Source organism: Arsukibacterium sp. UBA5043 (genome assembly GCA_002415085.1).
Lineage (GTDB): Bacteria > Pseudomonadota > Gammaproteobacteria > Enterobacterales > Alteromonadaceae > Alishewanella.
Window position 1 is genome coordinate 505781 of the sequence record DIBV01000017.1, and the last position, 25617, is coordinate 531397.

General features: G+C 47.7%; 26 protein-coding genes and 4 tRNA genes. 13 read left to right on the forward strand and 17 right to left on the reverse strand.

Going from position 1 to position 25617, the window contains the following annotated elements; genetic code table 11:
- Positions 1-64 precede the first annotated feature (64 nt).
- Positions 65-901 (reverse strand): formyltetrahydrofolate deformylase, encoded by an 837-nt coding sequence (purU, locus tag B2Q61_RS16250; RefSeq protein ID WP_290617686.1) that lies wholly within the window; start codon positions 899-901, stop codon positions 65-67.
- A 147-nt stretch (positions 902-1048) separates the two neighbouring features.
- Here purU and tsaA point away from each other — a divergent pair, with 147 nt between their 5' ends.
- The 9 genes from tsaA to B2Q61_RS16295 all read left to right on the forward strand — a co-directional run bounded on the left by tsaA (position 1049) and on the right by B2Q61_RS16295 (position 8321).
- Positions 1049-1756: a tRNA (N6-threonylcarbamoyladenosine(37)-N6)-methyltransferase TrmO gene (gene tsaA, locus B2Q61_RS16255; RefSeq protein ID WP_290617688.1), complete on the forward strand. Its 708-nt coding sequence runs from the start codon at positions 1049-1051 to the stop codon at positions 1754-1756.
- Complete coding sequence (locus tag B2Q61_RS16260) at positions 1728-2786, forward strand: Kelch repeat-containing protein (protein ID WP_290617690.1); 1059 nt, start codon at positions 1728-1730, stop codon at positions 2784-2786. Before tsaA ends, B2Q61_RS16260 begins: the two co-directional genes overlap by 29 nt.
- A gap of 50 nt (positions 2787-2836) precedes the next feature.
- On the forward strand, positions 2837-4561 hold the full coding sequence (locus B2Q61_RS16265; RefSeq protein WP_290617692.1) for a proline--tRNA ligase: 1725 nt from the start codon (positions 2837-2839) through the stop codon (positions 4559-4561).
- A 210-nt stretch (positions 4562-4771) separates the two neighbouring features.
- Positions 4772-5521: a sulfite exporter TauE/SafE family protein gene (locus B2Q61_RS16270; RefSeq protein WP_290617694.1), complete on the forward strand. Its 750-nt coding sequence runs from the start codon at positions 4772-4774 to the stop codon at positions 5519-5521.
- A 30-nt stretch (positions 5522-5551) separates the two neighbouring features.
- Positions 5552-5956 carry a rhodanese-like domain-containing protein gene (locus B2Q61_RS16275; RefSeq protein WP_290617696.1) on the forward strand — a complete coding sequence of 135 codons (405 nt, stop codon included), beginning with the start codon at positions 5552-5554 and terminating at the stop codon, positions 5954-5956.
- Positions 5957-5974: 18 nt separating this feature from the next.
- The gene (locus B2Q61_RS16280; RefSeq protein WP_290617697.1) at positions 5975-6376 is read left to right on the forward strand and encodes a YeeE/YedE family protein; all 402 of its coding nucleotides are present in this window, start codon (positions 5975-5977) and stop codon (positions 6374-6376) included.
- A 14-nt stretch (positions 6377-6390) separates the two neighbouring features.
- Positions 6391-6819, forward strand: a complete 429-nt coding sequence (locus tag B2Q61_RS16285; RefSeq protein ID WP_290617699.1) for a DUF6691 family protein — start codon at positions 6391-6393, stop codon at positions 6817-6819.
- A 111-nt stretch (positions 6820-6930) separates the two neighbouring features.
- Positions 6931-7887 carry a GAF domain-containing protein gene (locus B2Q61_RS16290; protein ID WP_290617701.1) on the forward strand — a complete coding sequence of 319 codons (957 nt, stop codon included), beginning with the start codon at positions 6931-6933 and terminating at the stop codon, positions 7885-7887.
- Positions 7888-7940: 53 nt separating this feature from the next.
- Complete coding sequence (locus B2Q61_RS16295) at positions 7941-8321, forward strand: sensor histidine kinase (protein WP_290617704.1); 381 nt, start codon at positions 7941-7943, stop codon at positions 8319-8321.
- An 81-nt stretch (positions 8322-8402) separates the two neighbouring features.
- On the opposite strand, the gene B2Q61_RS16300 is transcribed toward B2Q61_RS16295, so the two are convergent.
- The 6 genes from B2Q61_RS16300 to dnaQ form a co-directional block, all read right to left on the reverse strand.
- A tRNA-Asp gene (locus B2Q61_RS16300) sits at positions 8403-8479 on the reverse strand.
- 41 nt (positions 8480-8520) lie between these two features.
- Positions 8521-8597: transfer RNA gene (locus B2Q61_RS16305), tRNA-Asp, on the reverse strand.
- Between the two features lie 25 nt (positions 8598-8622).
- Positions 8623-8699: transfer RNA gene (locus B2Q61_RS16310), tRNA-Asp, on the reverse strand.
- 16 nt (positions 8700-8715) lie between these two features.
- Positions 8716-8792: transfer RNA gene (locus B2Q61_RS16315), tRNA-Asp, on the reverse strand.
- Positions 8793-8900: 108 nt separating this feature from the next.
- Positions 8901-10355, reverse strand: a complete 1455-nt coding sequence (locus B2Q61_RS16320) for a TIGR03503 family protein (RefSeq protein ID WP_290617706.1) — start codon at positions 10353-10355, stop codon at positions 8901-8903.
- Complete coding sequence (dnaQ, locus tag B2Q61_RS16325; protein ID WP_290617708.1) at positions 10343-11047, reverse strand: DNA polymerase III subunit epsilon; 705 nt, start codon at positions 11045-11047, stop codon at positions 10343-10345. Before dnaQ ends, B2Q61_RS16320 begins: the two co-directional genes overlap by 13 nt.
- Before the next feature lie 66 nt (positions 11048-11113).
- Here dnaQ and rnhA point away from each other — a divergent pair, with 66 nt between their 5' ends.
- Positions 11114-11587 (forward strand): ribonuclease HI, encoded by a 474-nt coding sequence (gene rnhA, locus B2Q61_RS16330; RefSeq protein WP_290617709.1) that lies wholly within the window; start codon positions 11114-11116, stop codon positions 11585-11587.
- A gap of 196 nt (positions 11588-11783) precedes the next feature.
- Here rnhA and B2Q61_RS16335 read toward each other — a convergent pair whose 3' ends face one another.
- The 8 genes from B2Q61_RS16335 to B2Q61_RS16370 form a co-directional block, all read right to left on the reverse strand.
- Positions 11784-12368, reverse strand: a complete 585-nt coding sequence (locus B2Q61_RS16335; protein WP_290617710.1) for a glutathione peroxidase — start codon at positions 12366-12368, stop codon at positions 11784-11786.
- An 89-nt stretch (positions 12369-12457) separates the two neighbouring features.
- Positions 12458-14512, reverse strand: a complete 2055-nt coding sequence (locus tag B2Q61_RS16340) for a TonB-dependent receptor (protein WP_290617711.1) — start codon at positions 14510-14512, stop codon at positions 12458-12460.
- Positions 14513-14534: 22 nt separating this feature from the next.
- Positions 14535-15047: a hypothetical protein gene (locus tag B2Q61_RS16345; protein WP_290617713.1), complete on the reverse strand. Its 513-nt coding sequence runs from the start codon at positions 15045-15047 to the stop codon at positions 14535-14537.
- Positions 15044-16117, reverse strand: coding sequence for a tetratricopeptide repeat protein (locus tag B2Q61_RS16350; RefSeq protein ID WP_290617715.1), 1074 nt, complete (start codon positions 16115-16117; stop codon positions 15044-15046). Before B2Q61_RS16350 ends, B2Q61_RS16345 begins: the two co-directional genes overlap by 4 nt.
- A 51-nt stretch (positions 16118-16168) precedes the next feature.
- The gene (locus tag B2Q61_RS16355) at positions 16169-16657 is read right to left on the reverse strand and encodes an Ig-like domain-containing protein (protein WP_290617717.1); all 489 of its coding nucleotides are present in this window, start codon (positions 16655-16657) and stop codon (positions 16169-16171) included.
- 10 nt (positions 16658-16667) lie between these two features.
- Positions 16668-18251 carry a DUF4331 domain-containing protein gene (locus B2Q61_RS16360; protein WP_290617718.1) on the reverse strand — a complete coding sequence of 528 codons (1584 nt, stop codon included), beginning with the start codon at positions 18249-18251 and terminating at the stop codon, positions 16668-16670.
- Between the two features lie 131 nt (positions 18252-18382).
- Positions 18383-19057, reverse strand: coding sequence for an anti-sigma factor (locus tag B2Q61_RS16365; protein ID WP_290617720.1), 675 nt, complete (start codon positions 19055-19057; stop codon positions 18383-18385).
- Entirely contained in the window at positions 19054-19596 is a 543-nt protein-coding gene (locus tag B2Q61_RS16370; RefSeq protein WP_290617722.1) for a sigma-70 family RNA polymerase sigma factor, read from the reverse strand. The genes B2Q61_RS16365 and B2Q61_RS16370 overlap by 4 nt, the downstream gene beginning before the upstream one ends.
- 206 nt (positions 19597-19802) lie before the next feature.
- Here B2Q61_RS16370 and B2Q61_RS16375 point away from each other — a divergent pair, with 206 nt between their 5' ends.
- The 3 genes from B2Q61_RS16375 to B2Q61_RS16385 all read left to right on the forward strand — a co-directional run bounded on the left by B2Q61_RS16375 (position 19803) and on the right by B2Q61_RS16385 (position 24379).
- Positions 19803-20852, forward strand: coding sequence for a glutathione synthetase (locus B2Q61_RS16375; RefSeq protein ID WP_290617724.1), 1050 nt, complete (start codon positions 19803-19805; stop codon positions 20850-20852).
- 87 nt (positions 20853-20939) lie between these two features.
- Positions 20940-21122: a PA3496 family putative envelope integrity protein gene (locus tag B2Q61_RS16380; RefSeq protein WP_290617726.1), complete on the forward strand. Its 183-nt coding sequence runs from the start codon at positions 20940-20942 to the stop codon at positions 21120-21122.
- A gap of 287 nt (positions 21123-21409) precedes the next feature.
- Positions 21410-24379: a bifunctional diguanylate cyclase/phosphodiesterase gene (locus B2Q61_RS16385; protein ID WP_290617728.1), complete on the forward strand. Its 2970-nt coding sequence runs from the start codon at positions 21410-21412 to the stop codon at positions 24377-24379.
- A gap of 86 nt (positions 24380-24465) precedes the next feature.
- Here the strand turns inward: B2Q61_RS16385 and folE are convergent, their stop codons facing one another.
- Both folE and B2Q61_RS16395 read right to left on the reverse strand, forming a co-directional pair.
- On the reverse strand, positions 24466-25110 hold the full coding sequence (gene folE, locus B2Q61_RS16390; protein ID WP_290617729.1) for a GTP cyclohydrolase I FolE: 645 nt from the start codon (positions 25108-25110) through the stop codon (positions 24466-24468).
- A 126-nt stretch (positions 25111-25236) separates the two neighbouring features.
- Positions 25237-25590, reverse strand: coding sequence for a DUF2750 domain-containing protein (locus B2Q61_RS16395; RefSeq protein WP_290611084.1), 354 nt, complete (start codon positions 25588-25590; stop codon positions 25237-25239).
- Positions 25591-25617: the final 27 nt, after the last annotated feature.

Below are 25617 nucleotides of genomic sequence, written 5' to 3' on the forward strand. Positions count from 1 at the left end.
CTTAGTGACATCTTGTTACTATTTACTGAAGTATTGAAGATAATATGCTGAAAGTAAACGCCAGTTACAACACTACTGTTTTATTACCATGCACCAGAACCCGATTTTCTACCACCATTTGTAAGGCACTGCTTAAGGCCGCTTTTTCAACATCGCGGCCCGCTTTGGCCATATCGCCGGCACTGAAATTATGATCGACGGTGCGCACCATTTGTTCAATAATCGGTCCTTCGTCTAACTGTTCATTAACAAAATGCGCTGTGGCACCAATAATTTTCACCCCGCGCTCAAAAGCCTGCTGGTAAGGGTTAGCACCAATAAATGCCGGTAAAAAGCTATGATGAATATTAATGATTCTGTTGCGATACTGCGCGACAAAATCCGCTGTTAAAATTCGCATAAACTTGGCGAGCACCAAATATTCCGGTTGATAGGGCGCTATGGTTGCCAGAAGCCGTCGTTCATGCTCGGCGCGGCCAAGCCCCTGATGGCTGATATAATGAAAAGGGATAGCGAATTTATCAGCCAGGCTACTTAGCTCTGGATAATTACCGACAATTGCGGCGATATCTAACGCCAGTGAGCCATCAAATACCTTGATTAAAATATCGCCCAGACAGTGCGCTTCTTTGGTTACGAGTATCACTACTTTTTTAGCACCATCACTTAGCAAGCTCCGGCGACTTCCGGCTGGCAACGCTCGATCCAGGTCGAACAGTAAAATGCTGTCATTAAATACCCCTTCTAATACCGTTCGCATATAAAACTGGCCTGTTACAGGGTCAACATATTCAGTGTTACGAATAATATTAAGCTGATGCTTGTAACAGATATTGGTAATTTGAGCGATCAGCCCTTTTGAATCCGGGCATTCTGTTAACAGGGTTTTTCGTTCCATCATTTACTCTTTAATTAACATTGGCTGGGTTATTCTTACGCAATAACCATCTAGCGTCAAAGATATTCAGACGTCTCTGTTATAGCTTGTTGTTTAGCTTATGCAATTGCATAATGCGCGATTGATCAAGCTGGCTGCGTACAAATAACAATGAGCTCTTTTCAGTTTCAGGTAATAGGCACTGTAGAGTCGCCTTATAAACAAAAGTTTGCGATCCCCCGTCAACCCGGTTTAATTGCTGAAGCACGAGGTAAGCTTGTGCTGGTGCCACCCTATGCAGAAGACGACATCGTGCGCGGAATTGAAGCATTCAGTCACTTGTGGCTGGTTTTTGTATTTCATGAAACCGCCAGCAAGGGTTGGTCGCCGTTAGTCAGGCCCCCGCGGCTGGGCGGCAATACCCGAAAAGGCGTTTTTGCCACCAGAGCTACATTCCGACCTAATCCAATTGGCCTTTCTGTCGTAAAACTAGAGAGGGTTTATCGGCATAAAAGTAATCTGGTACTGGAACTTAGCGGTATAGATTTACTGGATGGCACGCCCATTTTAGACATTAAACCGTATTTACCCTATGCTGATGCCCTGCCAGAAGCTGGCGGTGGTTTTGCTGACAGTGCGCCACAAACATCGATGGCAGTGAGTTTTAGTCAGCAAGCCAGCACATTTTGTCAGGCTCAGACACTGTATCCGGAGTTAGCAGTACTCATCGAAAAAGTATTAAAACAGGATCCGCGGCCATCTTATAAAAAACAACGCGATGCGGAACAACATTACGGTATGACGTTGTACCACTTTAATATTAAATGGACTGTCAATGGAGACCACAACCATGTTACTGAAATCGCTCAGCTGCCTTAGTTTGCTGATGGCTACAGCCAGTAGCATCGCGATACCCGACCTACCTGAGCCGGTAAGCAACAATAGTGCTGCCAGCACCACGGTGCGGGGTAAAACTTACATCGTCAGTGCGTTAGGCATTGGCCCGGGCAAACAAAGCAATGATCTGCATAACAAAGTATGGATGCATACGTTGGGTGAATTTGGCTGGTCTGAACTGCCAACGGTGCCAAGTCAGCAACGGCTGACCGGCAGAGCGGGTGCCAGTATGGTGGCGCTGAATAATAATTTTTTCCTGTTCGGTGGTTTTACCCTCAACCCAGATGGCAGCAAGCAAACCGCTGCCGACAGTTACCGGCTTGACCCGGTTACCCAACGTTATACCCGAATTAATGATATGCCGGTTCCGGTGGATGATGCCGTAGCTTTGCCGTATCAGAACCGCTATATCTACCTGGCGAGCGGCTGGAGTGATCACGGTAATGTCAACCTGATGCAACTGTTTGATAATTTTACTCAGCGCTGGTCTCAGGCTACTCCTTATCCGGGTAAGCCAGTGTCAGGCTTAGCGGGCGGTATTGTCGGCAATACTCTGCTGCTGTGCGATGGTGTTGCTGTAGAATACCCTGCCGCCAAACCCCGCACTTTTGTAATGGAACCCGCTTGCTGGCAGGGTATTATCGACACAAAACCCAATGAGATAGCGTGGCAGCAAATACCCCATCCTACCGGCAATCCACGATTCAGAATGGCCGCCACTGGCACTGAATTGAATGGCGAGCAGGTTATTGTCTTTGTTGGCGGCAGTCAGACCCCTTACATTTTCAATGCGATAAACTTTCAGGGGCGCCCGGTGACCCCTAGCAGTGAGGTATGGGTATATTCGGTTACCCGGCAACAGTGGCGAACTGCAGCACAAAGCAGTGCTATCATGGATAGCCGCACCTTACTGGATATTGAGGGCACACTTTATACCCTGGGCGGCATGATCGCAGACCAGCAAGTCACAAATAAGCCAATAAAACATCAGATTCAACTTCTGCCTGACTAAATGACTTGCTAGAATGATGGCAATTTTTTGACTACTTTTTTGAGAGCAGCATGCGCACCAGCCAGTATTTGTTATCTACGGTAAAGGAAACCCCCTCCGACGCCGAAATTATCAGTCATAAACTGATGTTAAGAGCGGGCATGGTCCGTCGACTTGGAACCGGTATGTTCAGCTATCTGCCAACGGGTGTCCGGGTGTTGCGAAAGGTTGAACAGATCGTCCGCCAGGAAATGAACAAAGCCGGTGCAATAGAGGTATTGCTGCCGATGGTGCAACCAGCTGAATTATGGCAGGAGTCTGGTCGGTGGCACACCATGGATGCCGAGCTGTTGCGATTTAAAGACCGTCACCAACGCGATTATGTGTTAGGACCAACCCATGAAGAAGTTATTACAGATTTAGTTCGTCGGGAAATTACCAGCTACAAACAGTTACCGCTGAATTTGTATCAGATCCAAACTAAATTCCGGGACGAACGCCGGCCGCGTTTTGGTGTGATGCGGGCCCGCGAATTTATGATGAAAGATGCCTATTCGTTTCACCTTGGCCAGGACAGCTTACAGCAAACCTACGATGCTATGTATCGGGCATATTGTAATATTTTTAACCGCCTGGGCCTGGATTACCGGCCGGTGCAAGCTGACAGCGGCGCAATTGGTGGTAGCGTGTCACATGAATTTCATGTGTTAGCTGAATCAGGTGAAGATGCCATCGCCTTTTCCGACAGCAGCGACTATGCCGCAAATATTGAAATGGCTGAAGCATTGGCACCAGAAGGTAGCAAAGCTGCGGCTGACCAGGCATTATCTGAAATCGCTACCCCTGCAGCAGGTACCGTAGCCGAAGTTGCTGCATTACTAAATATTGCACCGGAAACTGTTGCTAAAACATTGTTTGTGCTTGCAGATGCGGGTGACGATGGCAAACAGCAACTTATTGCGTTAGTGCTGCGTGGCGATCATCAACTAAACGAGCTTAAAGCCGAGAAGTTGGCAGGTGTTGCCAGCCCACTGCAATTTGCAACCGATGAGCAAATCCGGGCACTTTGCGGTGCAGGTCCGGGATCAGTCGGGCCGGTAGGGCTAAAAGTCAGGATTGTGGCTGATCGTAGTGCCGCCCACCTTGCTGACTTTGTCGCTGGCGCCAACAAAGATGGCTTTCACCTAACCGGCGTTAACTGGGCCCGTGATATCGCTGAGTATGAGATTGCCGATATTCGTAATATTGTAACTGGTGATCCCAGCCCTTGCGGTTTTGGTAAGCTCATTATTAAACGTGGTATTGAAGTTGGCCATATATTTCAGCTGGGCGAAAAATACTCAAAGGCATTAAAAGCCGGCGTGCTGAACGAAGAAGGCAAACATCAAACCATGACGATGGGATGTTATGGTGTCGGAGTGTCCCGGATTGTTGCTGCTGCAATTGAGCAGAACCATGACGACAACGGCATTATCTGGCCAGATGCTATCGCGCCGTTTCAGGTTGCCCTGATCCCAATGAATATGCACAAATCGGTTCGTATCGCAGAAGTGACTGAACAGCTTTATCAGCAACTCACCGCCGCTGGTATTGAGGTGTTGTTTGATGATCGCCGTGAACGCCCTGGAGTGATGTTTGCTGACATGGAGCTCGTCGGCATACCTCATACTATTGTTATCGGTGAGCGTAATCTTGATAACCAGCAGGTTGAATATAAAAACCGCCGCACTGGTGAAAAAGTGCTGCTTGATATTGCTGATGTCATCACTGAAATTCAGCAGAAAATCACCTGCTGATACTGCTATGCCGATACCAGACTGTGTTTAACTATCAAAGTAAACGCAGTCTGGCTTTCCATCTCCCCCTTTTTTATCCAGCCCTCTTTGCACCGTTGCTCCATGCCATTTAAATTAGAAAACACTTAATTTTAATTGCTGATTTATTAAAAACCCTTTAGAATAAAATGAAGTTATAAGCTTATTCTTTTTTGCTATATGGGGGGCGACATGCTGGTCTTATTTGGAGCGCTGCTTATTGGTTTAAGCCTTGGCCTGTTTGGCTCGGGCGGCTCTATTCTGACAGTACCAGTGCTGCTATACCTCATTGGCATGCCGGCAGAGCTGGCCATTGCCTCTTCGTTACTTATTGTTGCTGGCATCAGCTTATTTGGCTCGGTGCACAATGGCATGAAAAGACTGATTAGCTGGCGCCATGTACTGTGGTTTGGAGTACCGGGGATGGCCGGTACTTATGGTGGTGCCTGGTTGGGGACGCTTATCGACAGTCGCTGGCAACTATTAGTATTTTCGTTACTGATGCTTGTTGCTGCAGTATTTATGTGGCGCAGCAAGTTAACAGATACCAACCATCAGCATAGTTTTAACAAAGCCAAAGTCATCGCCGATGGTTTAGTTGTTGGTGTTATTACCGGTTTTGTTGGTGTTGGTGGCGGCTTTTTAATCGTACCAGCGTTAGTTCTGATGGGCGGATTACCCATTGCTATCAGCGTTGCCACCAGCTTATTTATTATTGCCATGAAATCTTTTGTTGGCTTTGCCAAATATTTTATGGTGTTCAGCGCCAAAGGACTACAGTTTGACTGGTCAGTTATTGTGTTAATGATAATTGCCGGTATTGCAGGTAGCTACGTCGGCGGATGGATTGGCCGCCGACTTCCCAAGGAGAAACTGCAACGTGGTTTTGCCATATTTTTAGCGGTGATGGCAGTATTCGTTATTTTCCAATCAGTGATTTAATTATGGTTACTAATAGGACAGGAGCATTTTATGAAAACGTCACAGCAACTGATTAGCGAGGCAAAGAGCAATATTAAAGAAATTACTATTGCGGAACTGCTGACTTATTTACAGCATAAACCCGAGCCGCGACTGATAGATGTGCGGGAACCGGCAGAATTTAACGAGGGACACATTGCCGGTGCTGTTAATTTTCCACGAGGGGTATTAGAAATGCAACTGGCCAGTCACCCTGCTGTTGCCGCCAATGGTTGTGCTGCCGACGTGGCGTTAACCCAGTTAGCCAGCGAACCCTTATACCTGATTTGCCGTTCTGGCGGCCGCTCTGCTCTGGCTGCAGAATCGTTACAGCGCATGGGCTTCACTGAGGTTTATTCAGTAGCTGGTGGCATGCAAGGTTGGCATGACGCTAAGCTGGCACTACAAAACAATTAAATAAATTAGAGGAGCAGCATGGATAATTTCACACCCGTTTCAGCATTGGTTGGTGGCGGCCTGATTGGCTTTGGCGCTCTGTTGTTACTGGCAACCCTCGGCCGGATTGCCGGTATCTCCGGCATTGCCAGCCTGGCTATATTTCAACGAGAAGGTCGCAGCTGGCGACTGGCTTTTGTTGTCGGGTTACTACTTGGCCCGCTACTGGTTGGTTTTGCAGTAAGTGACTTTAGCTACAGCACACCCGATCTTAACAGTAAAACCCTGTTTGCCGGCTTACTGGTGGGCCTTGGCACAGCCTGGGGCAGCGGATGTACGTCTGGCCACGGCATTTGTGGTATTGGACGCTTTGCCCCGCGATCGATTGTTGCAACCATAATTTTTATGGCCAGCGGCGTTGTTGTTGCCAGTTTCTTTTAACAAGTGAGGTTTTTATGCAACTGTTTTTTGCGTTGCTCAGTGGTTTGTTGATTTCTGCCGGTATCGCCATTTCGAAAATGATTGACCCGGCAAAAGTGTTAGGTTTTCTGGATATCACCGGCAACTGGGATCCCAGCCTGGCTTTAGTAATGGTCGCAGCGTTGGTCGTGTACACTCTGGGTTTCAGGCTACTGTTGAAAAGAGGCTCGCCACTACTTCGGGCTGACTTTTCGCTGCCTGCAAAACAGCAACTGGAGCCATCGTTACTGCTTGGAGCCGCTGTATTTGGTGTCGGCTGGGGGCTGGCTGGCTATTGCCCGGGGCCCGCGATTGCAGCTTTACCTGCTGCGAGCAGCGGTACCGCTGGATTTGTCATTATGATGATTCTGGGTTGGTTTATCGCTGGTAAAGTACCAATTAGGAATCGTCAGCAAAAATCATGATATACCTCTGATTGTTCGTGTCCTGTTAAATTCATTGCTATAGTAGACAACACACTAAACGAGATGAATATAACAGGCGGGTTAATCTGCCTAAACCCAGAGTTGGTTGATGTGGATACAACCCTTGAAAATATTCTGCTCCATGTATCATTAAGCCCGGTACTGGATAGTGGTGACTGTCAGGCTGCCGAGCTTCTATTATTACAAGCCTGTTTAAATGGTTTAGCAATAGCCCGGGTAAGCTTGTGGTGTTTTGATGACGAACGCAATGTCATTACCCGAGAGCAACTACTGGACGGGGATTTACCATTAAGCACTGAAAAGGCTACTTTCCATCGTCGCGACCTACCGGCTTACTTCAGTGCGCTTGATCATCAGCGGGTGATCCGCGTTATCGATGCCTGCAACCATCCCGCTACTGCAGAGTTTACCGAAAGCTATCTTATACCGGCTGACATTGTGTCGATGTTGGATGTCCCTATCCGCTTTGCTGGCGAAATGATCGGCATTATTTGTTGTGAACAAAAACACAAAATAAAAAGATGGACGGATGACGAAACGCATTTTGTAGCAGCCCTGGCCGATTTATATGGCAGGGCATTGACTGCCAGTCAGAAAAAACAATATCAGCAACAACTGGAACAGTTAAATCAGCAGCTCGAACGCCGGGTGGTTGAACGCACTGAACAACTGGAAAGGCATATTGCTGAGTTGCAGCAAACTCAGGCCCAATTGGTTGAATCTGAAAAAATGGCTTCTTTAGGTGCATTAGTCGCGGGTGTAGCGCATGAAGTGAACACGCCGCTGGGAATAGCTATTACTGCGAATTCTCACTGCATTGAACTTACTGATAGATTACATAAACTGCTGACAAGCAACAGCTTAAGTCGAAGTAAACTGGAAACGACCATCAAGGCGTTACATGACAGTCATGGGGTGATAGAACGGACACTAAACCGCTCTGCTGAACTGGTGATAAATTTTAAAAAACCGCAGTCGATCAATCAAGCTATGATATTCAAACTATTAACCTGGCAGAGTATATACATACGCTGGTATCAACCCTGAAACCCTACACCAAAGCCTACAATGTTAGTCATGTAATTCAATGTGACCACCCCGTGCGTATCACAACCTATCCCGGCGCCATTGCTCAGGTTGTTACCAACCTGGTAATTAACGCCTGTATTCATGCTTTTGAACAACGCCACAGTGGCAACCAGATCGTTTTTTCAATCGATAAAAACCTGAAAAATGGTGTTGAACTGACGGTGCGTGACAGTGGCAAGGGCATTGAAAAAGCTGAGCAAAAACGTATCTTTGAGCCTTTTTATACCACGAAAAGAAGTAACGGCGGCAGTGGTTTGGGATTGGCTATTGTGTATAATTTAGTGGCAAGTACCTTGGGAGGAGCTATTAGCGTAGATTCTACAGTGGGTGTCGGAACCAGTTTCCGGTTAACTTTACCTGCTGTCTGCCCCGCGGCGAGACCACAAAAATAAGCAGCGAAGCAAACCGATATGTACAAGCGACACAAGCATAGACTGCTAGTTGGCTGCGCAGACGATTACTGACAATTGAAATGGCGGAGCGGACGGGACTCGAACCCGCGACCCCCGGCGTGACAGGCCGGTATTCTAACCGACTGAACTACCGCTCCGCGCTGAAGTGAGCTTGCGCTCTGATGGTAACTAACTGAAATGGCGGAGCGGACGGGACTCGAACCCGCGACCCCCGGCGTGACAGGCCGGTATTCTAACCGACTGAACTACCGCTCCGGAATCAGAAAGCGTTTTGCTGCTATGGCGGAGCGGACGGGACTCGAACCCGCGACCCCCGGCGTGACAGGCCGGTATTCTAACCGACTGAACTACCGCTCCGAAGAAGCAACAAAATTGGCGGAGCGGACGGGACTCGAACCCGCGACCCCCGGCGTGACAGGCCGGTATTCTAACCGACTGAACTACCGCTCCGCGCTAATTACACCAGACAATTTCATTTGGGTATCGTCTGGTGCGGCGGGAATGATACGGATAAGGCCAAAGCCCGTCAACTCCTTTTTCGTTGCTTTTGGCTATTCCTTAATCATCCGGTAGGGAAAGATCCAGAATATCATCCAGATCGTTGTTTTTTTGTGCTTTTGTCGGCGAAGTTACTATTTTGCTGCTGTTGCCCGCTGCTTTAGCTGGCTTAGGCTGCTTCGTTGTATTGGCTGACGGCTTACGCCAGAATAACAACGTCGCAGGCTTTTTACCGCTCATAATGAACCAGATAACCAGGCTACCGGCAATGATAATAAATAAATTAATGCCAATGACCATAGCCCAGGGAAACTCAGGTACGGGCTCAATATCTTCTACCTGATGTTCAGCAATCAGGTGTTCGGGCAACTGCTCCAGCTCAGGGGCTGCGAAGGTTTGTTGATTTACTACAAAGCTCAGTTCCGGCATCGTTAACATAAACTCCCGGCCACTTTGCCAGTTACCAAATACCGCGGTTTCCAGAATGTAACTACCAAACCCCTTATTCACTACTTCCAATGCCGCATCCGGATTATCTTGCGCGTTCAGGGCAAACGGGTCAATACTGCCATCAGGATAACGGATCCGACCCTGGATCAATAAGCTGTCTGCGACCACTCCTGGCTCAGTCAGTTGAAAAATAACCTGATGATTTTCGATATCCGTTGCCCCTAGCACGACCTTGGGATTTATTGGTGCGGGTTTTAAAATAACAGGCTCTTGCTCCAGTTCGCGGGTATACAGTTCTGTGCGAACAATGTATTTCGGAGTCCACTGCCCTGCAACAAAATCCAGTTTAAATTCGCCGGTAAATATGCCATCGCGTGAGCGCTCATCAAAGCCCCGGCCATCGTCACGAAACGTTGCTACCTGAATAATACCGCGACCAAAATTGTCATATTCAGCGTTGTTAGTACTGATAAAAATAACTTCCAAGGTTAGCACTTCCCTGAATTCCCGGGCATTAATTGCTGCGCCGCCATGTCGAATCCGCGCGGTCACTTTCACCGTTTCTCCCACCATTAAATTATCGGGTAACGGATCAACTTCCAGCTTAATATCGGTAAGCACCATTACACGGCTTTCAGGCAAGATCCGGCCAATGGCCTGCCATGGGCCTGGCATCGGATTGTCAATTTCAATTAAGTCGTAGGTAGCGGCATCATGCCAGCGCACCTTATTTTCTTGTGCAGTATTAAAATGTAATTTGCTGCCATCCGGTCTGACCAATACCACGGACGCGCTGCCCGGGCGACGAAACATCAGCAAGGTTATAGTTTCTACTTCACTATCAATCCGAAAACGATTTTCAAAAAAAGGGATCTGGTTTTTGGTAGGTAAATCGTCGAGCAGGGCGAAACCTTCTGGTTCCGTACTTACGGCTTCGGCGTTTGCCTGCGCTTGTGTCAGCGGCGGTTCGGCTTGCACGGCTAAATCCTGGCGAGCAGGTGTCAGGGTGGGCCAAAGCAATACCAGCACCAGCAAACACCACCATTGTCCCTTTAGTTGCGCCACAAGCAACTTCCTCCTTTCTTCTGAACTAAATCAAGCCGCGTTTCATGTGCTTGCAGTTCATCGGCAGATGCTTTAATCACCTTTAACTTACTGTTACGAATAATAACTGACTGACCGCTATCACCCTGCTCTGCCTGATCTTGCTCTGCTGCCAGATTTAAGCTGACCTGGCCACCCGTCATCAGCAGGTATACATCGGCCAGGATCTCGGCATCGAGCAAAGCGCCATGTAAGGTTCGATGGCTGTTGTTGATATCGTAACGCCGGCACAGTGCATCCAGGTTGTTTTTCTGGCCGGGATGCAGCTCCCGCGCCAGTTTCAGGGTGTCGAGTACGGCACAGTATTCATTTACCGGAGGCAATGCTGGACGCAACCGGGCAAATTCATGATCAATAAAACCTACGTCAAACGCTGCATTGTGAATAACCAGTTCAGCACCTTGAATATAATCAAAAAAACTTTTCGCTATCTCCCGAAATTTTGGCTCATCCGCTAAACGCTGGTTAGTAATACCATGCACCGCAATCGCTTCAGCTTCAATTTCCCGCTCCGGGTTAATATAAACATGATAGTTGTTACCAGTAAAACGACGGTTTACCAGCTCTACACAACCAATTTCAATAATACGGTGCCCTTCCCGTGGGTTAATACCTGTGGTTTCGGTATCCAGAATAATTTGTCGCTTTGTCATAACAGATTTCGCTTTTTACTGCATTTAAGTTAGATTATACGCCGTTTTGCTTTGAGGAAAGGCTTTATGCAGAAAAGTGTTGCGATCTATACCGATGGTTCTTGTCTGGGTAACCCGGGACCAGGCGGTTACGGCGCTATTTTGGTGTACAACGAGCATCGCAAAGAACTCAGCGGCGGCTTTCGTCTGACCACTAATAACCGGATGGAATTGCTGGCCGCAATTACTGCACTGGAAAGCTTAAAATCTCCGTGCCAGGTTGATCTGACCACCGATAGCCAATATGTACGGTTGGGTATTATGCAATGGCTGGCTGGATGGAAACGCAATAACTGGAAAACCAGCCAAAAGCAGCCGGTTAAAAATCAGGATTTATGGCAACGTTTAGATGCTGCCGCGGTAAAACATAAGGTAGAGTGGCACTGGGTTAAAGGCCACGCCGGCCACCCGGAAAACGAGCGTTGCGATGTACTTGCCCGTTCAGCGGCTGAAGCGAAACCTAACACTGTTGATGAAGCTTTTGAGCAGAGCCAAAAGTAGTTAGTGACATACTTGCTATTTAACCAGAAACAACTGGCCCAGATTAGTCAACTGCGGCTAGTGCAAGTTCAACTGCTTTAGCTACAACACTCGCTTTGGCCCATCACAGCAACTCGTTCGCGCTTGCGCACTCACTCAGACACTCTGTGATGTCCAAATCGAGGTTCTAGCCGCAGCTGCGCCTCTGGTCAAGCCTTTATTCGCCAGATTTAGTTGTCTTTTCAGTACCGCTATTTGTTGCCAGCATCTTCTCCAGCTCAGCAATAAAGTCTTTATCATCCGGCGCGGTGCGGCTGCCAAAGTGCTTTACCGTTTGTTCATCGGCGCTGACCAGATACTTATTAAAGTTCCATGATGGGGTTTCACCGGTTTTCGAAATTAACGCTTTGAATACCGGGTTAGCGTCGTCACCCTTTACTTTAGTAGTGGTAAACATGGGGAATTTAACGCCGTAAGTCAGGTAACAGACTTCAGCCGTTTTTTCGGCATCATCATATTCTTGCTTAAAGCTGTCAGATGGAAAACCCAACACCACCAGGCCTTTGTCCTGATACTTCTGATACAACGCTTCCAGCCCTTCAAACTGCTTGGTAAAGCCACATTTGCTGGCAGTGTTGACCACTAACACGGTTTTACCCTGATACTGCTGACATAAATCGACCGTCTCCCGGGTATTAAGTTGTTGCATAGCATGGCTTAAAATTTCACCACACTGATTTGCCATTACTGGTAGGGCTGTTAACGAACCGGCCAACGCCGCAGCACTTATCCATTTTTTCATTTTACCTCTCCCGTTACATGATTAGTATTAAGCTAAACTACTACGTAAGTTTAGCTTAAACCGATCTCCCTACCTGCGACAGCATTTGTTTAAAAACGATATGTCAGCTTTAAGCGCAATGTTCTGGGCTCTAACGGATGCGAATGCCGGTCTTCCAGGCCTGCAGCAGGTTCACCCTGCAAGCGCGAGCTGTAAAAGTAGTCAATGTCGTTATCGTTGCTATCAAGCAAATTTAATACATCAACGCCAAACTGCCACTGCTGCCAGGCGAATTGGTAACCAGCGTTGAGCACGGTTGTTGCGGCAGAACGTTGCACATTAAAAATCTCCAGCGTCCGTTTACCAAAATGGCGTAACCGTAAACTGGCTTGCCAGGGACGATCGGCTTTGTAGATCAGTCCCATGCTGGCAACCAGTGGCAGTGAACCATCAACATAATTGCCTGCTCCCTCTTCAGTACCGGTAAAACGAGAACGGGTTACTGCCAGCTCCGCATCCAGGCTCCAGTTGCTGCCAAGCCAGTAATACGCTGCCAATTCCACGCCATAACGTTTGCTGCCACGATTGGGCTCATTGGTACCGGCATCGCCGACGTACAGCAGTTCTGAATCAAGCTCAAGATACCAGATTGCCATTGACGCATTAAAAGCGGTGTAATCGAAGAAACGTAAGCCAAGTTCAGCACCATCAGCTTTAACCAGCAAATCGACCGGCTCTACCGTTGCTAGCGTCAGAGGATCAGCCAGCGTAGTTGCGCCCCGGGCATCATTCGAATGAAACCCCTGGCCGGCATTAAAGTAAGCCTGCCAGTTTGGCGCAAACTGATAACTAATACCTGCTTTGAGGGTCACAATATCATCTGATGCCTCGCCGGAATTGGCCGCAGTTAGCGCACTGTCAACTGACGCATCCATATAGTCGTAACGCACGCCAAAATGGGCGGTCCAATCAGCATTTAGCTGAATATCTGACTGGCTGAATACCCCGACAGAGCCTTGCTGTACCTTATCGCTGCGCACGGTACTTAACCGCTGGCGGGAGCGGGTGTTATACAAGCCTACTTCGCCAATATCGTCATAACGCAACTGCACACCAACAACATGCTCGACTGCAAACTGGCCAACCCGGTGGTGCCAGTGATGGCTTAATTTACCGCCGACAACCTGGCGCTTATCAACTTGTTCAAACTGATCACCATTGACCGGATCGGTTAAAAAATAGGTAAAGTTAGACCACAAATCCAATTCAGAATCAATCAGATAAGCACTCGCCTGCCAGGCATCGCTATACCAGTTTGCTGACACGCTGTAACGGCTGCTCTGGCCTCCGACAGTGGTATCAAGTGAACCCAGCCTGTCGATCTGACCATTTGCCACCGCGCGTGCAGGTATCTGGTCGGCCGCATTCCAGCTATTATCATAGGCCATGGCAGTTACTGATAACTGGCCACTGCTCAGTGGCTGGCTGTAGCGCGCCATACCGTTTAATTTCTTAACATCTTCATTAATATCAGTCCAGTGGCCATCATAGTGCTGCAACTCGCCCGCCAACAGTAAATTACCGTTGCCCTGCTTACTGCTGCCCTTTGCCATCAATCGCCGGTAATTGTCCTGGCCAATAGCCATCGAAATATCAGTTGAGGTACGATTTTGAATACTGAACCGGGCAGAACCCGCAGCGGAAAAGTCACCATCATTCGCCTGATAAGTACCTTTTTGATACTCAATCTGGCTAATCAACTCAGGTATAATAAAACTTAGGTCACTATAGCCCTGGCCGTGGCCATGGCTTCGCATATTTATTGGCATACCGTCGACACTGGTGCTGAAATCAGTACCATGGTCCAGATTAAACCCTCGTAAAAAATACTGGTTTGCTTTGCCACTGCCGCTATGCTGGGTAACCACCATACCGGGAATAAACTCCAGCACTTCACCCGTGCGCAGCAATGGTCTGTCACTTATCTCTGCGTTGCCAATTATGCCTTCAGACGCCGAGCTAGCCTGGCCTAGCAAGTCAGTTTGCCGGCCTTTAATGGTAATTTGTTCCATCATATGGGCGGATAGCGGATCTGCTGCCAGCCGCGCTGATACGCTGCTTAATGCAATAGCACTGAACAGCAGACAATATCGAGAGTTCTTCATAAGTAATCCGGCATAGTGTAAGTCAATTAACTGGATATGTGTCAGCGTCTGCTGTCAGCACCTGATTAGATGCCGTTGCGGGCACTTGCCAGGACAACAGCAGTTTATGGCTGGGTTCACTGGCAAATAATGCCCGGTATGTCAGTTGCCAATTGCTACTACTGTTACAACTCACTGTGATGGGCAATACCACATAAAGATCGCGCTTAATTTGCTGCAATTGCCAGTCGGCGGCTACAGCGGGGGTGATTTTGCAAGGCGTACCCGCACTTTTAAACGCAACCTGCTCGGTTAAATAGCGATTAAGGACAGGTGCACTGTCCATAACCTGCTGCCAGGAGACCTGATGGCTATTTTCAGCGGAGATTAACCGGGCTTGCGCCAGATCATGCAGCGCAACTTTCCAGAGCAGGATAGGCTGATCATTGCTGAGTTTGACATCCATATAGGCTGTACTGAACTTATGCGCCAGGGCTGCTGGAGCCACTGAAGCAACGGCGATAAAACAGCAGACCAGTTTAAAATTACGGTTCATAACGTTTTCCTTTTCTGCTGGCGTAGTGCCGCCTTACTTTGCTGGAGCAACATTAAATCGTCAGGTTCTTTGGCAGATAAATAGTTAAGTTCCGCCCAATGCAATGCTGCTTCAGCGTCAGGGTTCACTTTTAAGTAATAATGGGCAATATCTGCTGCATGATCAGTATCACCACGTGCTAGCCTGAGTTTTACGCTTTGCGCCAGCTCAGTGCTGATAATCGTACCTTTATTGAGGTTTTGTTCAGCTGCCGCCAGTCGCACCAGCAAACTATCAGCCAATGCCAGCTGCTGATGTTTCGGCATTAGCTGCTGATAGACCAGCTCATCGTCTGCCAGAGCCAGGCTTAAATCCGCCCACTTCAGCCATAAGCTGGTAGGAGCCTGAGCCAACACGGGATTCAGCCAGTCTCTGGCCTGTGCCAATTGCCCGGTTTGTTCGGCTTGTTCAGCCAGAATACCGCGCAGCCATAACTCGATCGTTATCGGAAGACTCTGCTGGCGTTGATACAGGGTCTGTAAGGCAGTATAGCTTTGTTGCCAATTGCCTTTACGCCCGGCCACTTCATAGCTACACACGGAAAATAAAAATAAGTCTTGCTGCCACAATCTGGCACAGGCGTCCTGAGCTGCCTGATGTTGTGCAGTTGCCAGATAAATACGTGCTGCCATCAGGCTGGCGGTTAAATGATGGGGTTGCAGCTTAAAAACCTGTTCCAGCCGGGCTAAAGCCGCGTCAAACTGATGCTGTTGTTGCTTAAGGTCAGCAGCGAGCAGCTGGTATTCAATGTTAGCGTGGTTAGCGACACTTACTTTACTAAGCCAGTACTCAGCTTCATGAAACCAGCTGTCGTAACCTGGCTGACGCGCACCTTGTAAATACAACGCCGTTAGCGTCAACAAATCGTTATCTGCTGGTTGTTTGCTAACCCGTTGCATTATTGCCGCCATCTCTTCAGTTAATGGCAGTGCGGATCCAATGACCAGCGTCTCGCTTGCGGCCGGTTTATAACTATCGGCATAGGACGCAGAAATAAGTGCAAAAAAAAGTAATAATATAAAGTATTTCATCGACTTGACCTGATAGAAAACGGGGCGACATTCGCCCCGTTTTAGTTACGACTAAAGGCCCTGTAGCAGATCGGTATAATCTGCTTCAGCCATGGCATCAGCAGTAAACTCCCGACCATTCACCGATAATGGTGTATCAGTTGCATCTTGATTAAACGCCTCGCGGCTATAATTTAAAAAGGATACCACTGCCACCTGAACATCAATAGAAACCGTCGCCTCTACCACATTTTCACCGTCAGTAATTGCCACAGCAAAGCTGTCATTGCCGGTAAATTCACTGCCGGGGGTATAAACAAACTGCCCATCGCTTTGCACATTGACCATACCGCTTTCCGCAGCCATGACCAGGGTATAGCGTAGCCGGTCATTTTCCGGGTCCGAAGCCTGTAATTTATCACTGATCGCCTCATCGGTTTCAGTGACAAAGCTGGTACTAATCAACTGAGGTGCTTCATTTGGCTTATCGCTACTGTTGCAGGCCGCAAGCCCGGCAATAGTTACCAGCAGCAGCGCCGTTTTTAATGCTAAGTTGTTCATCACAACCTCCTTAGTTAGGTGAGCCTGCCAGCGGCGTTAGTAAATAAGGGAACTCGCTGTTCAGCATAGAAGCATTTATCGGTGCACCATCGGTGAATGACACATCCCCCACTGGCGCATCTTCCGGCATACAATATCCCAGATTAGTTGGCGTACCGTTTACAGGAATATCATGACAAAGCGCACCCATCACTACCCGTAACGCAATATCAACCACGTCATCACCGGGACGACGACCATTTGGAAAGCCAGCTAAATCGTTACCTGCCACGCCAAAAGCAGACTGCATAGCGGCAGGCTTTGCCGGAATAGCCGTATTTAAACGCAACATTTCAGACGGCGTTACGGTAGCTAATTGATTAACGCCCTCTACCCCGGTTAAAAATGCATTAACTAAATCCAAACGCGGAAAGTTAGTTGGTGCTAAATCTTGAATGTCGGTTCCCAGCGTGGCATTTACTGCATCTTTAAAAAGAATGTTCAGTAACGCGGGCAAACTTGGATGCGTCACATAGTCGGCGAACTGACCATCGTCAGCAGGTTTGCTGCTATTAAATTTATCTTTATCAGCCAAACCAATAACCAACTCATTGACCAGCGGGTTACTTAACCTGGATACCTGGACCAGGGCTCCACCATTAACATCGGGTTTAGCAAAGGTGGCATTGGGGTTTAAAATCCGCGCCTGCGGCAAGCTGGCGGTAGTCCAGGCACCTACTACGCCATTGCCACTGCCGGTAATACATGCAGTAGGTACTTCAATTGCCAACGAGGTTACGTTTTTGTCTACCAGATCATCATTGCTATTGCTTTGGGTAATGCCACCCGGGAATCCGCCACCATCGCCAGCACCTGGCGCGCTATCACCCTCTACCGGAACGTAATTCACTAAGTCGAATGTTTCACCCAGATTTACAACGAACGGATCTTTACGCTGGCCGACAAATATCCGGCTCATCGCATCGCAACCTGGCATCGCAACATCGTAGACATATTGGTCAGCATAAGCCTGGTAAGCGGCACTGCTGGTAAAAGTTTTATTACCTACATGGTCATAAGGTTTAGTAAATTGCATAGCGCCGTCGGCAGGCATCAAGTTGCTAACGTCGGCCCCATTGACCAGTTCAACACTGTAGTTTTCGATAAAATTAAGCGCGGCACTGCTGTCACTGCTGATCGCGCCGACGTTTTTCAGTGGTACTCCCACCATTCGCTGATTGTCATCTGGACCTATGGCCAGTTGCACACCTTTGCCTTCATTTACCAGACTTTGGCTAAAGCGAAAATTAAAGCTTAAGTCAGGCATGGCATCGCCGTCGTTGTCGATATGGATGCTGTATACGGCAGCTGGGTCTAATGCGAAGTAGTTAGGGCCACCGTACGCATCCTGCAATGGAATATAGTTAGCAATCAGCGTGACATAGCCTTCCCGGCCGGTTTCGTAACTGTTAAAAACGTAGAAGTCTGTGGCGTCTACCGTTGGTGAACGCGTAATACTCGGTGCTTCACGATGACTTGATGCCTGCACTTCAGTAACGAAAATTGCGGCACTTAAGGCTGATGTAACCGCTAAAAATAAGATTGAACGTTGCATAACATGGATCCTTTTTGATTTAAGTTGCCACCAAGTAACGACTGACTTGCGCTACTGGATGCAGCTAAATAAAAAATAAAAAATAAAAAAACCGCCGCAGCGGTTTTTTATAAAGAACAGGCGTGCCAGGTTTATATGGTGATAATTTCTGCGGTAAATAACACCGGCCCGGTAGGCTGGCCGGTAGGTGAGCCGCCTAACGGTTCGAAACTTACCGCCAGGGCGGCAATATCAATCCCCTGAGCAGCAACAGGCCACTGCACTACGCTTTCGCCTTGCTGTGGTAACAAACCAAGCGATATCGGTGGCTGGCCATCGGCAGGCAACATCCACAACTGATAGTCATTGTCAGCAGCGGCCGTAACGGCTTTAGTTGCTTTTAAAACCAGCTGCTGCTCTTGCTTAGACACTAACCATAATGCTTTTGCTTCAGCGGTCTGAATAATGGCCACTTCGGTTTGTACCGGCGCTGTCAGCATAGGTTGTAACAATACTACTGCCAGTAGCAAACTAGCGGCTGTTGCCAGGCTAAGCCAGAACGGGCGAACACTACGACTTACCGCAGGCTCAGGTGCTAACCACCCTAAGCGGCGCTGAATTTTTTGCCAGATCTCACTTCTCGGTGCAGTAGCCGGTAACGAGGCAGCCAGAGGATTTAGGTGCTGCTCCCAGCGCCACACCGCAGTGCGTACCAGGCTGTCCGATGCTATCAGTCGCTGAAATCGCAATCTGGCGCGGCCATGCATGCCACCCAATACGTAATTTACCGCCAGGGCATCCAGTCTTTGTTGTTGTTGATAATTCATCCTTCAAGACACCTCTTCAATTGGGTTAAACCACGGCGGATCCAACTTTTGACGGTTCCCAATGGTGAGCCGGTATGCTCGGTAATTTCATGATGGCTCAGGCCATTTAAATAAGCCAACTGGATCGATTGGCGTTGCTCGGGTACCAATGCCTCCATACAATCGTCTAACTTAACCTTTTCCCTGGTTAAGCCCAGCACCTCCCCCGGCTTTATGTCTGCCACCAAATCCTCCGTAACATCAAGATGCTCTGCTTTAATCCGGCGCGATTTCAGCAGATCCAGCGCCCGATAGCGGGTTATACTAATCATCCAGGTCATCACGGTGCCTTTTTCCGCATGATAATCTGCTGCGTTGTGCCAGATCCGGACAAACGCATCCTGTAAAACATCTTCCGCCCAATCATGGCGACGCAGCAGATGCAGGGATACTGAAAATAATTTACCAGAACTGGCCTGATACAATTTCTCAAATGCCGACCGATTGCCATTTGCAGTGGCGTACAACCATTCCAGCAGCTGTTGTTGCGATGTTTCCATATCTGATCCTTTGTTATTTTTTTACAAGCTACGACTCGAGTCGCCAATCAGATGCACCCACACATCTATTTTTACAATCCAACATTATTTTTCAAAAACAGTAATAAAAGCCAAACCGTGCGCTATCATCCGCTTCCATTTTTGCTCAGGCCCATTATGCTTAGCACACTATCAATAAATCACCCTGTTAATTAACTGAGTATCCGATGCGAATTTGTTTTCTAATGTATCCTTGGGAAAAAGTAATGCCCGACGGTGACAGCACCATCAGGATGATCCATGAGGCGGTAAGTCGTGGCCACAGTGTCGCAATCACTCATGCCAACAACCTGACGGTGCGCGACAGTATTGCTCAGGCATTTTGCAAAGTGGTGGTAAAAGGTCAGAAAATTTCCAGCAATATTGCCAGCTTTTATCAGAAGGTAGAATTTAACCAGCAGAAATTACCCCTGGCTGCCTTTGACGCTATTTTTATCCGGCTAAACCCGCCATTGGACCCCATTGTACTGAACTTTCTGGACTCAGTGCGTGAAGACACTTTTATAATGAATGATTTGGATGGCATTCGCATAGCTAATAACAAAATGTATACCGCATCCTTGCATGACCCGGCCAATGAGTTTATTCCCATCACCCACGTTTCTAAAAATAAAGATTACCTGGCCCGGGTATTAGCGGAATCGGCCAATGACAAAATGATTTTAAAGCCACTTAATGGTTACGGTGGCAAAGGTGTCATTGTCATGGAGAAGTCGGCCGTACAAAGTGCCCGCTCCCTGCTGGATTTTTATATTGGTGATGGTGAGAGAGGCAACTATGTCATTTTGCAAGAATACGTAGAAGGCGCAGAGCAAGGTGATATTCGGATATTAATGCTCAATGGTAAACCCATTGGCGCCATGCGCCGCATTCCGCCGCCTGATGATGTGCGCTCGAATGTGCATGCCGGTGGCACAGTGCTAAAACATCAACTTACTGAACAAGAGAAAAAACTTTGTGCACATATCGGCCCCCGCTTAGCAAGAGACGGTTTATTTTTTGCCGGTATCGACGTTATTAACGGCAAGCTAATTGAAGTTAATGTGATGAGCCCCGGTGGGATTGCCCGGATTAACCGGCTTAATAAAGTAAGGCTTCAAGAAAAGGTTATTGATTTTATTGAGAATATCATCGAAAACAAACAAGGGGTCTCGCCACGTAAACAGGTATTTCAGCCTTTGTTGGCAGCCGCTGAATTACAGATTGATCTTGAGTAAAAAAAATTTATCGTTAGTTGCAAAATAATTCACTGTTGTATCAGCCAGAATAACGGTAAATAGGCAAAAAAAACGGAGGTGTTGTCTATGTTGTTAGCGGTTGAACCACAAGTAGAAGAAGACGATATTGCCACTGACATTGAGCTACGCAAAGAAGTCAGCAAAGACAGTAAAGCAAAGCAAAAATATGAAGCGCGCCGGCGTATCGATGATTTGATGGAGCAAAAGCGGCTACGCCAGCTGCTAGATGACTGGGAGCTGGATGACTAACGAATTCCGCTGCCAATAGTGTTAACAAACCCGGGGTAAGACAAGTTCAACCCTCCGGGTTTGCGTCCCTGATTTTAAAATTGGTAATTGAATCCGCTACGTCGACACGTTATGCCAAACCGTATTGGTTTCCTTGATAATAATACAGTGGTGCAACGAAGCTGCTCATCAATGTTCCGGCCAATAATTTACTGTGGTTATTTTATGTTTTGTCACTACTGACGATCGTCAACTGCTACAATAACACCCTTAGCGTATTTAATATTTCGGTTTCCGTCTGAACCTCTATGCCGCAACTTATTCGCAAACAACGTCGTCTTCTCATTATTGTTACGATACTGGTATTCCTGCTGAGCCTGCTGGTCAGCATCAGTCTGGTCAATTATCTTGCTGAACAACGGCAACTGCAGCAACACCGCCAGGTCAGCGCCAGCGCCAACGCGTTCGCCTATTCACTACAGCAAGAGCTTAACCGACAACTTAGTGCCGCCAGCGCAATGGCTGCATTTGTCAGGCAACAAGAAGGTGACGTCAGTCAGTTTAACCAGTTTGCTAAAATGCTGTTCCGTTACTATCCAAATGTAACTGCCTTGGCGTTAGCGCCAGCTGGTATCGTTGAAGCGGTTTATCCACTAACCGGTAACCGCGAGTTACTGGGTTATCAGATCACGACTGATCCAAAACAGGCCAGTGCAGCAAACGCCAGCCTGAACAGCGATATAATTCATGTGACCGGCCCTTATCAGCTGAGGCAAGGTGGTGAGGGTATTATTGGCCGACTGGCGGTATATCTTGATCCGCCAGAGCAAGCTTGGTGGGGACTGGTCAATGTCACGCTGCGCCTGGCCGATCTGAAAAGCCTTGAGCGGTTGGATAACTTACAGCAACAAGGAATACATTATCAGCTGGCTCGATTAGAACAAGACAGTGATATCGTTTACCCCATCCGTCAGTCGAGCTCAGATAAATTAACTGATCCCGTGGTGCAAATTATTAAGTTAGGCGATACAAGCTGGCAGTTGCAGCTGGCGCCAGAAAAAGGCTGGGGAGACAAGTATACCGACTATCGGCAGCGACTTCTGGCATTGCTGTTTAGCGCTATGCTGGCCGTTTTAATCGCCCAGCTCATTCAGACCAGAATGCACAAGTTCCAACTGGAAAGACTTGTCCGCACGCGCACTGCGGCCCTGCATACTGAGCTGCAGCGCCAAAAATCATTTATTGCTGCGTCCAACAGCGGAAGCTGGGAGTTTTATCAACCGCAAAATCAGTTAACGGGTAGCAGCGAATATTACGCCATGCTTGGCTATAACAAAGCCAACTTTGCCGATAATCTACCTCACAATCTCAGCAGTTGCTGGACTAGCCTGTTGCATCCGGCCGATGCAGCAAAAGCCAGCGCAGCGTTTCATCATTATCTGCAGCATAGTGCTCCAGACAGTACATACGACAATAGCTTTCGAATGCGCCATGCTGATGGTAGCTGGCGCTGGATCTTATCTCGCGGTAAAACTCTGCTCGATGAGCAAGGCCAGAAAACATCACTAAGTGTTGGCATTCACCTGGATATTACTGCTCGCAAAGAAGCAGAATTAAAACTGCAGCTAATGGCAAGATTGTTTGAACAAAGTTCTGAAGGCGTACTGATTACTGATGCGGACCAGAAAATTGTTATGGTAAATCAGGCTTTCAGCAAGATAAGTGGCTATACTGCGGCGGAAGTATTGGGCAAAAACCCGAAAATACTGGCATCCGGACGACAAGATAAAAATTTTTACGAACAGATGTGGCAGGCTATCGCCCAGCAAGGCAGCTGGCAGGGTGAGATCTGGAACCGTCGCAAAAACGGCAGTTCCTATCCGCAATGGCTGTCCATCAGCAGAATTACCGATGATCAGCAAAAGATTAGCCATTATGTGGCACTGTTTAGTGATATAAGTCAGTACAAGAAAGACGAAGCACAGATCAAATTTCTGGCAAACTACGACCCCCTTACTCAGTTACCTAACCGCAGTTTATTGATAGATCGTACCGAACAGGCGTTATTACATGCGCAGCGAAATAACCAGCCACTGGCCATGCTGTTGATGGACTTAGATCGTTTTAAGCAAGTAAACGAGAGCCTGGGCCATGAATCAGGTGATGAGTTACTGGTTCAGGTTGCCCAGCGTTTGCGTAAATTGAGCAGAGCCCAAGATACCCTTAGCCGGCTGGGTGGCGACGAATTTGTATTGGTATTGCCAGACACTGACGCCAACGGCGCAGCCCATTTAGCAGAGCGAATGCTGCCTCTTATTTTACAGCCTTACTACCTGGCGGCGCAGGAGTTGAACCTGTCAATGTCGGTGGGTATTGCCATGTACCCGGAGGATGGAGCGCAATTTCATCAGTTGTATAAACATGCCGATATTGCAATGTACAAATCAAAAGAAAGTGGTCGCAACCGATATTCTTTTTTTACCGCCGATATGCAACAGTTTCACACCCGGAATCTGTTACTGGAAAACGCCCTGCGACGGGCAATTGACCGTAATGAACTCAGCCTTGTTTATCAACCACAATATTCATTACATACCGAGCAACTAATCGGTTTTGAAGCCTTGTTGCGCTGGCATCATGAAGACTTTGGTCAGGTATCTCCTGCCGAGTTTATTCCACTGGCAGAAAGAAATGGTTTAATTATCGCTATCGGTGAGTGGGTTATTATTACCGCCTTACAACAACTGGCTTATTGGCACAGTATGGGGTCTCATCAATTAAATATGGCAATAAACTTATCCAGTATTCAATTTCGTCAGGAAACCTTGCAACAGTTCGTTAATAACGCGATTGAGTTCAGTGGGGTACCGGCGACTAATGTTGAACTGGAAATTACCGAAAGTGCTATGGCCGAGCAACCAGAAAAAGCCATCGCGCTTATCGCAGAGCTTAAAGCCAGCGGTCTGCATATCGCTATCGACGATTTTGGTACCGGATACTCTTCGCTGAGTTATCTTAAACGCTTTGCATTGAACAAACTTAAAATAGATCAGTCATTTGTCCGCGACTTGCTCAGTGACAAACAAGATAAAGCTATCGTCAGCGCCATTATCAATATGGCTGATAATCTGGGGTTAAAAACCATTGCAGAGGGCGTGGAAACTGAAGCTCAGCGCGACTTATTAAAACAACTGGGTTGTGATGAAATACAAGGCTACTACTATAGCAAACCCTTGTCTGCCGAAGATGCGACCATGTTTATTAAGCAGCAGAAATAAAAAACGTTGTTAGGGTCATTATTGCCAAACCCTGCAAAAACAAAAAAGGTGCTTAAGCACCTTTTTTACCAGTATATATTTAGCGCTTAGTAGCGCGCTAAAAACTCGGCACGGGTTCGGCCGTCGTCTTTAAAAATGCCACCGAGCGCCGTGGTCTGGGTTTTTGAGTTCATATCCATTACTCCCCGTGATTTGACACAATAATGTACGGCATCCATGGTTACCGCCACATCCTTAGTTTGCAACAGGGTTTGTAATGCCAGCAAAATTTGCTGGGTAAGCCGCTCCTGCACCTGTGGGCGCTGAGCAAAAAACCTGACAATCCGGTTTATCTTAGACAAACCAATGATTCTACCCTGCGGAATATAAGCCACAGTAGCACTGCCATCGATAGTCACAAAGTGATGCTCGCAGGTGCTGGTAAAACTAATGTCTTTTACCTTAACCATTTCCCGCACCTGCATTTTGTTTTCAATCAGGGCTATTTTCGGGAAGTTTTTATAATTAAGGCCGCCAAACACTTCATCAACATACATTTTGGCTATGCGATGCGGCGTTTCACTTAAGCTGTCATCCGTTAAATCAAGGCCAAGTGTACTGACAACTTCAGTCATTAACTGGGAGATCTTCCGATACTTCTCATCCCTGGACAGGCCATTGTCCAGCATTGGGGTTTCTAGCCCATGAGCTTCAAGCGCACTGCGCACTAAAACGGCTTCTTCTGACAACATACTTTAAATCCAACTAAGCGTTATGTGATGCTTTTACGGCAAAACAAAAACATTAGTTTAGTAATTAACTCAACTTTCTACTAAATAGCCACAAAATACCGACTGCCACAATGTAGTAGCTAAAAATTACTGTACCCGGGCCAGTGATTCCAGCAGCTCACGTGGCTCTACTTCCGGACCGTTCAACGACTCGTCCCAGTTTGTGCCAATTAATACGCCATCGTCGTACATTTCTTTTAACCAGCCATCGCAAAATACATCCAGCGGAATTGCTTCTGGTTTATAGCCTGCCCACTCATCTGAACAATGCGCCTGGGCGTCCGCTTTGTTAGACCAAAAGGGCATTACGTCGGTTTCTTCAAACTCGACAGACTCTACTACCAGCAAATCTTCGCCATCTGCCAGGGTCCAGACGATGCCATTAGTTTTAGCTTCTTCAACAAATTTTTGGTAACTCGGATCGTGTTCAAACTCGGCCATAACATACCTGCATTTCGGTGGCTAATA

Bases quoted from the DNA above. Each gene is read 5' to 3' on its own strand.
- purU (WP_290617686.1), bottom strand. From the start codon at position 901: ATGATGGAACGAAAAACCCTGTTAACAGAATGCCCGGATTCAAAAGGG.
- tsaA (WP_290617688.1), top strand. From the start codon at position 1,049: ATGAGCTCTTTTCAGTTTCAGGTAATAGGCACTGTAGAGTCGCCTTAT.
- B2Q61_RS16260 (WP_290617690.1), top strand. From the start codon at position 1,728: ATGTTACTGAAATCGCTCAGCTGCCTTAGTTTGCTGATGGCTACAGCC.
- B2Q61_RS16265 (WP_290617692.1), top strand. From the start codon at position 2,837: ATGCGCACCAGCCAGTATTTGTTATCTACGGTAAAGGAAACCCCCTCC.
- B2Q61_RS16270 (WP_290617694.1), top strand. From the start codon at position 4,772: ATGCTGGTCTTATTTGGAGCGCTGCTTATTGGTTTAAGCCTTGGCCTG.
- B2Q61_RS16275 (WP_290617696.1), top strand. From the start codon at position 5,552: ATGAAAACGTCACAGCAACTGATTAGCGAGGCAAAGAGCAATATTAAA.
- B2Q61_RS16280 (WP_290617697.1), top strand. From the start codon at position 5,975: ATGGATAATTTCACACCCGTTTCAGCATTGGTTGGTGGCGGCCTGATT.
- B2Q61_RS16285 (WP_290617699.1), top strand. From the start codon at position 6,391: ATGCAACTGTTTTTTGCGTTGCTCAGTGGTTTGTTGATTTCTGCCGGT.
- dnaQ (WP_290617708.1), bottom strand. From the start codon at position 11,047: ATGACAAAGCGACAAATTATTCTGGATACCGAAACCACAGGTATTAAC.
- rnhA (WP_290617709.1), top strand. From the start codon at position 11,114: ATGCAGAAAAGTGTTGCGATCTATACCGATGGTTCTTGTCTGGGTAAC.
- B2Q61_RS16335 (WP_290617710.1), bottom strand. From the start codon at position 12,368: ATGAAAAAATGGATAAGTGCTGCGGCGTTGGCCGGTTCGTTAACAGCC.
- B2Q61_RS16340 (WP_290617711.1), bottom strand. From the start codon at position 14,512: ATGAAGAACTCTCGATATTGTCTGCTGTTCAGTGCTATTGCATTAAGC.
- B2Q61_RS16345 (WP_290617713.1), bottom strand. From the start codon at position 15,047: ATGAACCGTAATTTTAAACTGGTCTGCTGTTTTATCGCCGTTGCTTCA.
- B2Q61_RS16350 (WP_290617715.1), bottom strand. From the start codon at position 16,117: ATGAAATACTTTATATTATTACTTTTTTTTGCACTTATTTCTGCGTCC.
- B2Q61_RS16355 (WP_290617717.1), bottom strand. From the start codon at position 16,657: ATGAACAACTTAGCATTAAAAACGGCGCTGCTGCTGGTAACTATTGCC.
- B2Q61_RS16360 (WP_290617718.1), bottom strand. From the start codon at position 18,251: ATGCAACGTTCAATCTTATTTTTAGCGGTTACATCAGCCTTAAGTGCC.
- B2Q61_RS16365 (WP_290617720.1), bottom strand. From the start codon at position 19,057: ATGAATTATCAACAACAACAAAGACTGGATGCCCTGGCGGTAAATTAC.
- B2Q61_RS16370 (WP_290617722.1), bottom strand. From the start codon at position 19,596: ATGGAAACATCGCAACAACAGCTGCTGGAATGGTTGTACGCCACTGCA.
- B2Q61_RS16375 (WP_290617724.1), top strand. From the start codon at position 19,803: ATGCGAATTTGTTTTCTAATGTATCCTTGGGAAAAAGTAATGCCCGAC.
- B2Q61_RS16380 (WP_290617726.1), top strand. From the start codon at position 20,940: ATGTTGTTAGCGGTTGAACCACAAGTAGAAGAAGACGATATTGCCACT.
- B2Q61_RS16385 (WP_290617728.1), top strand. From the start codon at position 21,410: ATGCCGCAACTTATTCGCAAACAACGTCGTCTTCTCATTATTGTTACG.
- folE (WP_290617729.1), bottom strand. From the start codon at position 25,110: ATGTTGTCAGAAGAAGCCGTTTTAGTGCGCAGTGCGCTTGAAGCTCAT.
- B2Q61_RS16395 (WP_290611084.1), bottom strand. From the start codon at position 25,590: ATGGCCGAGTTTGAACACGATCCGAGTTACCAAAAATTTGTTGAAGAA.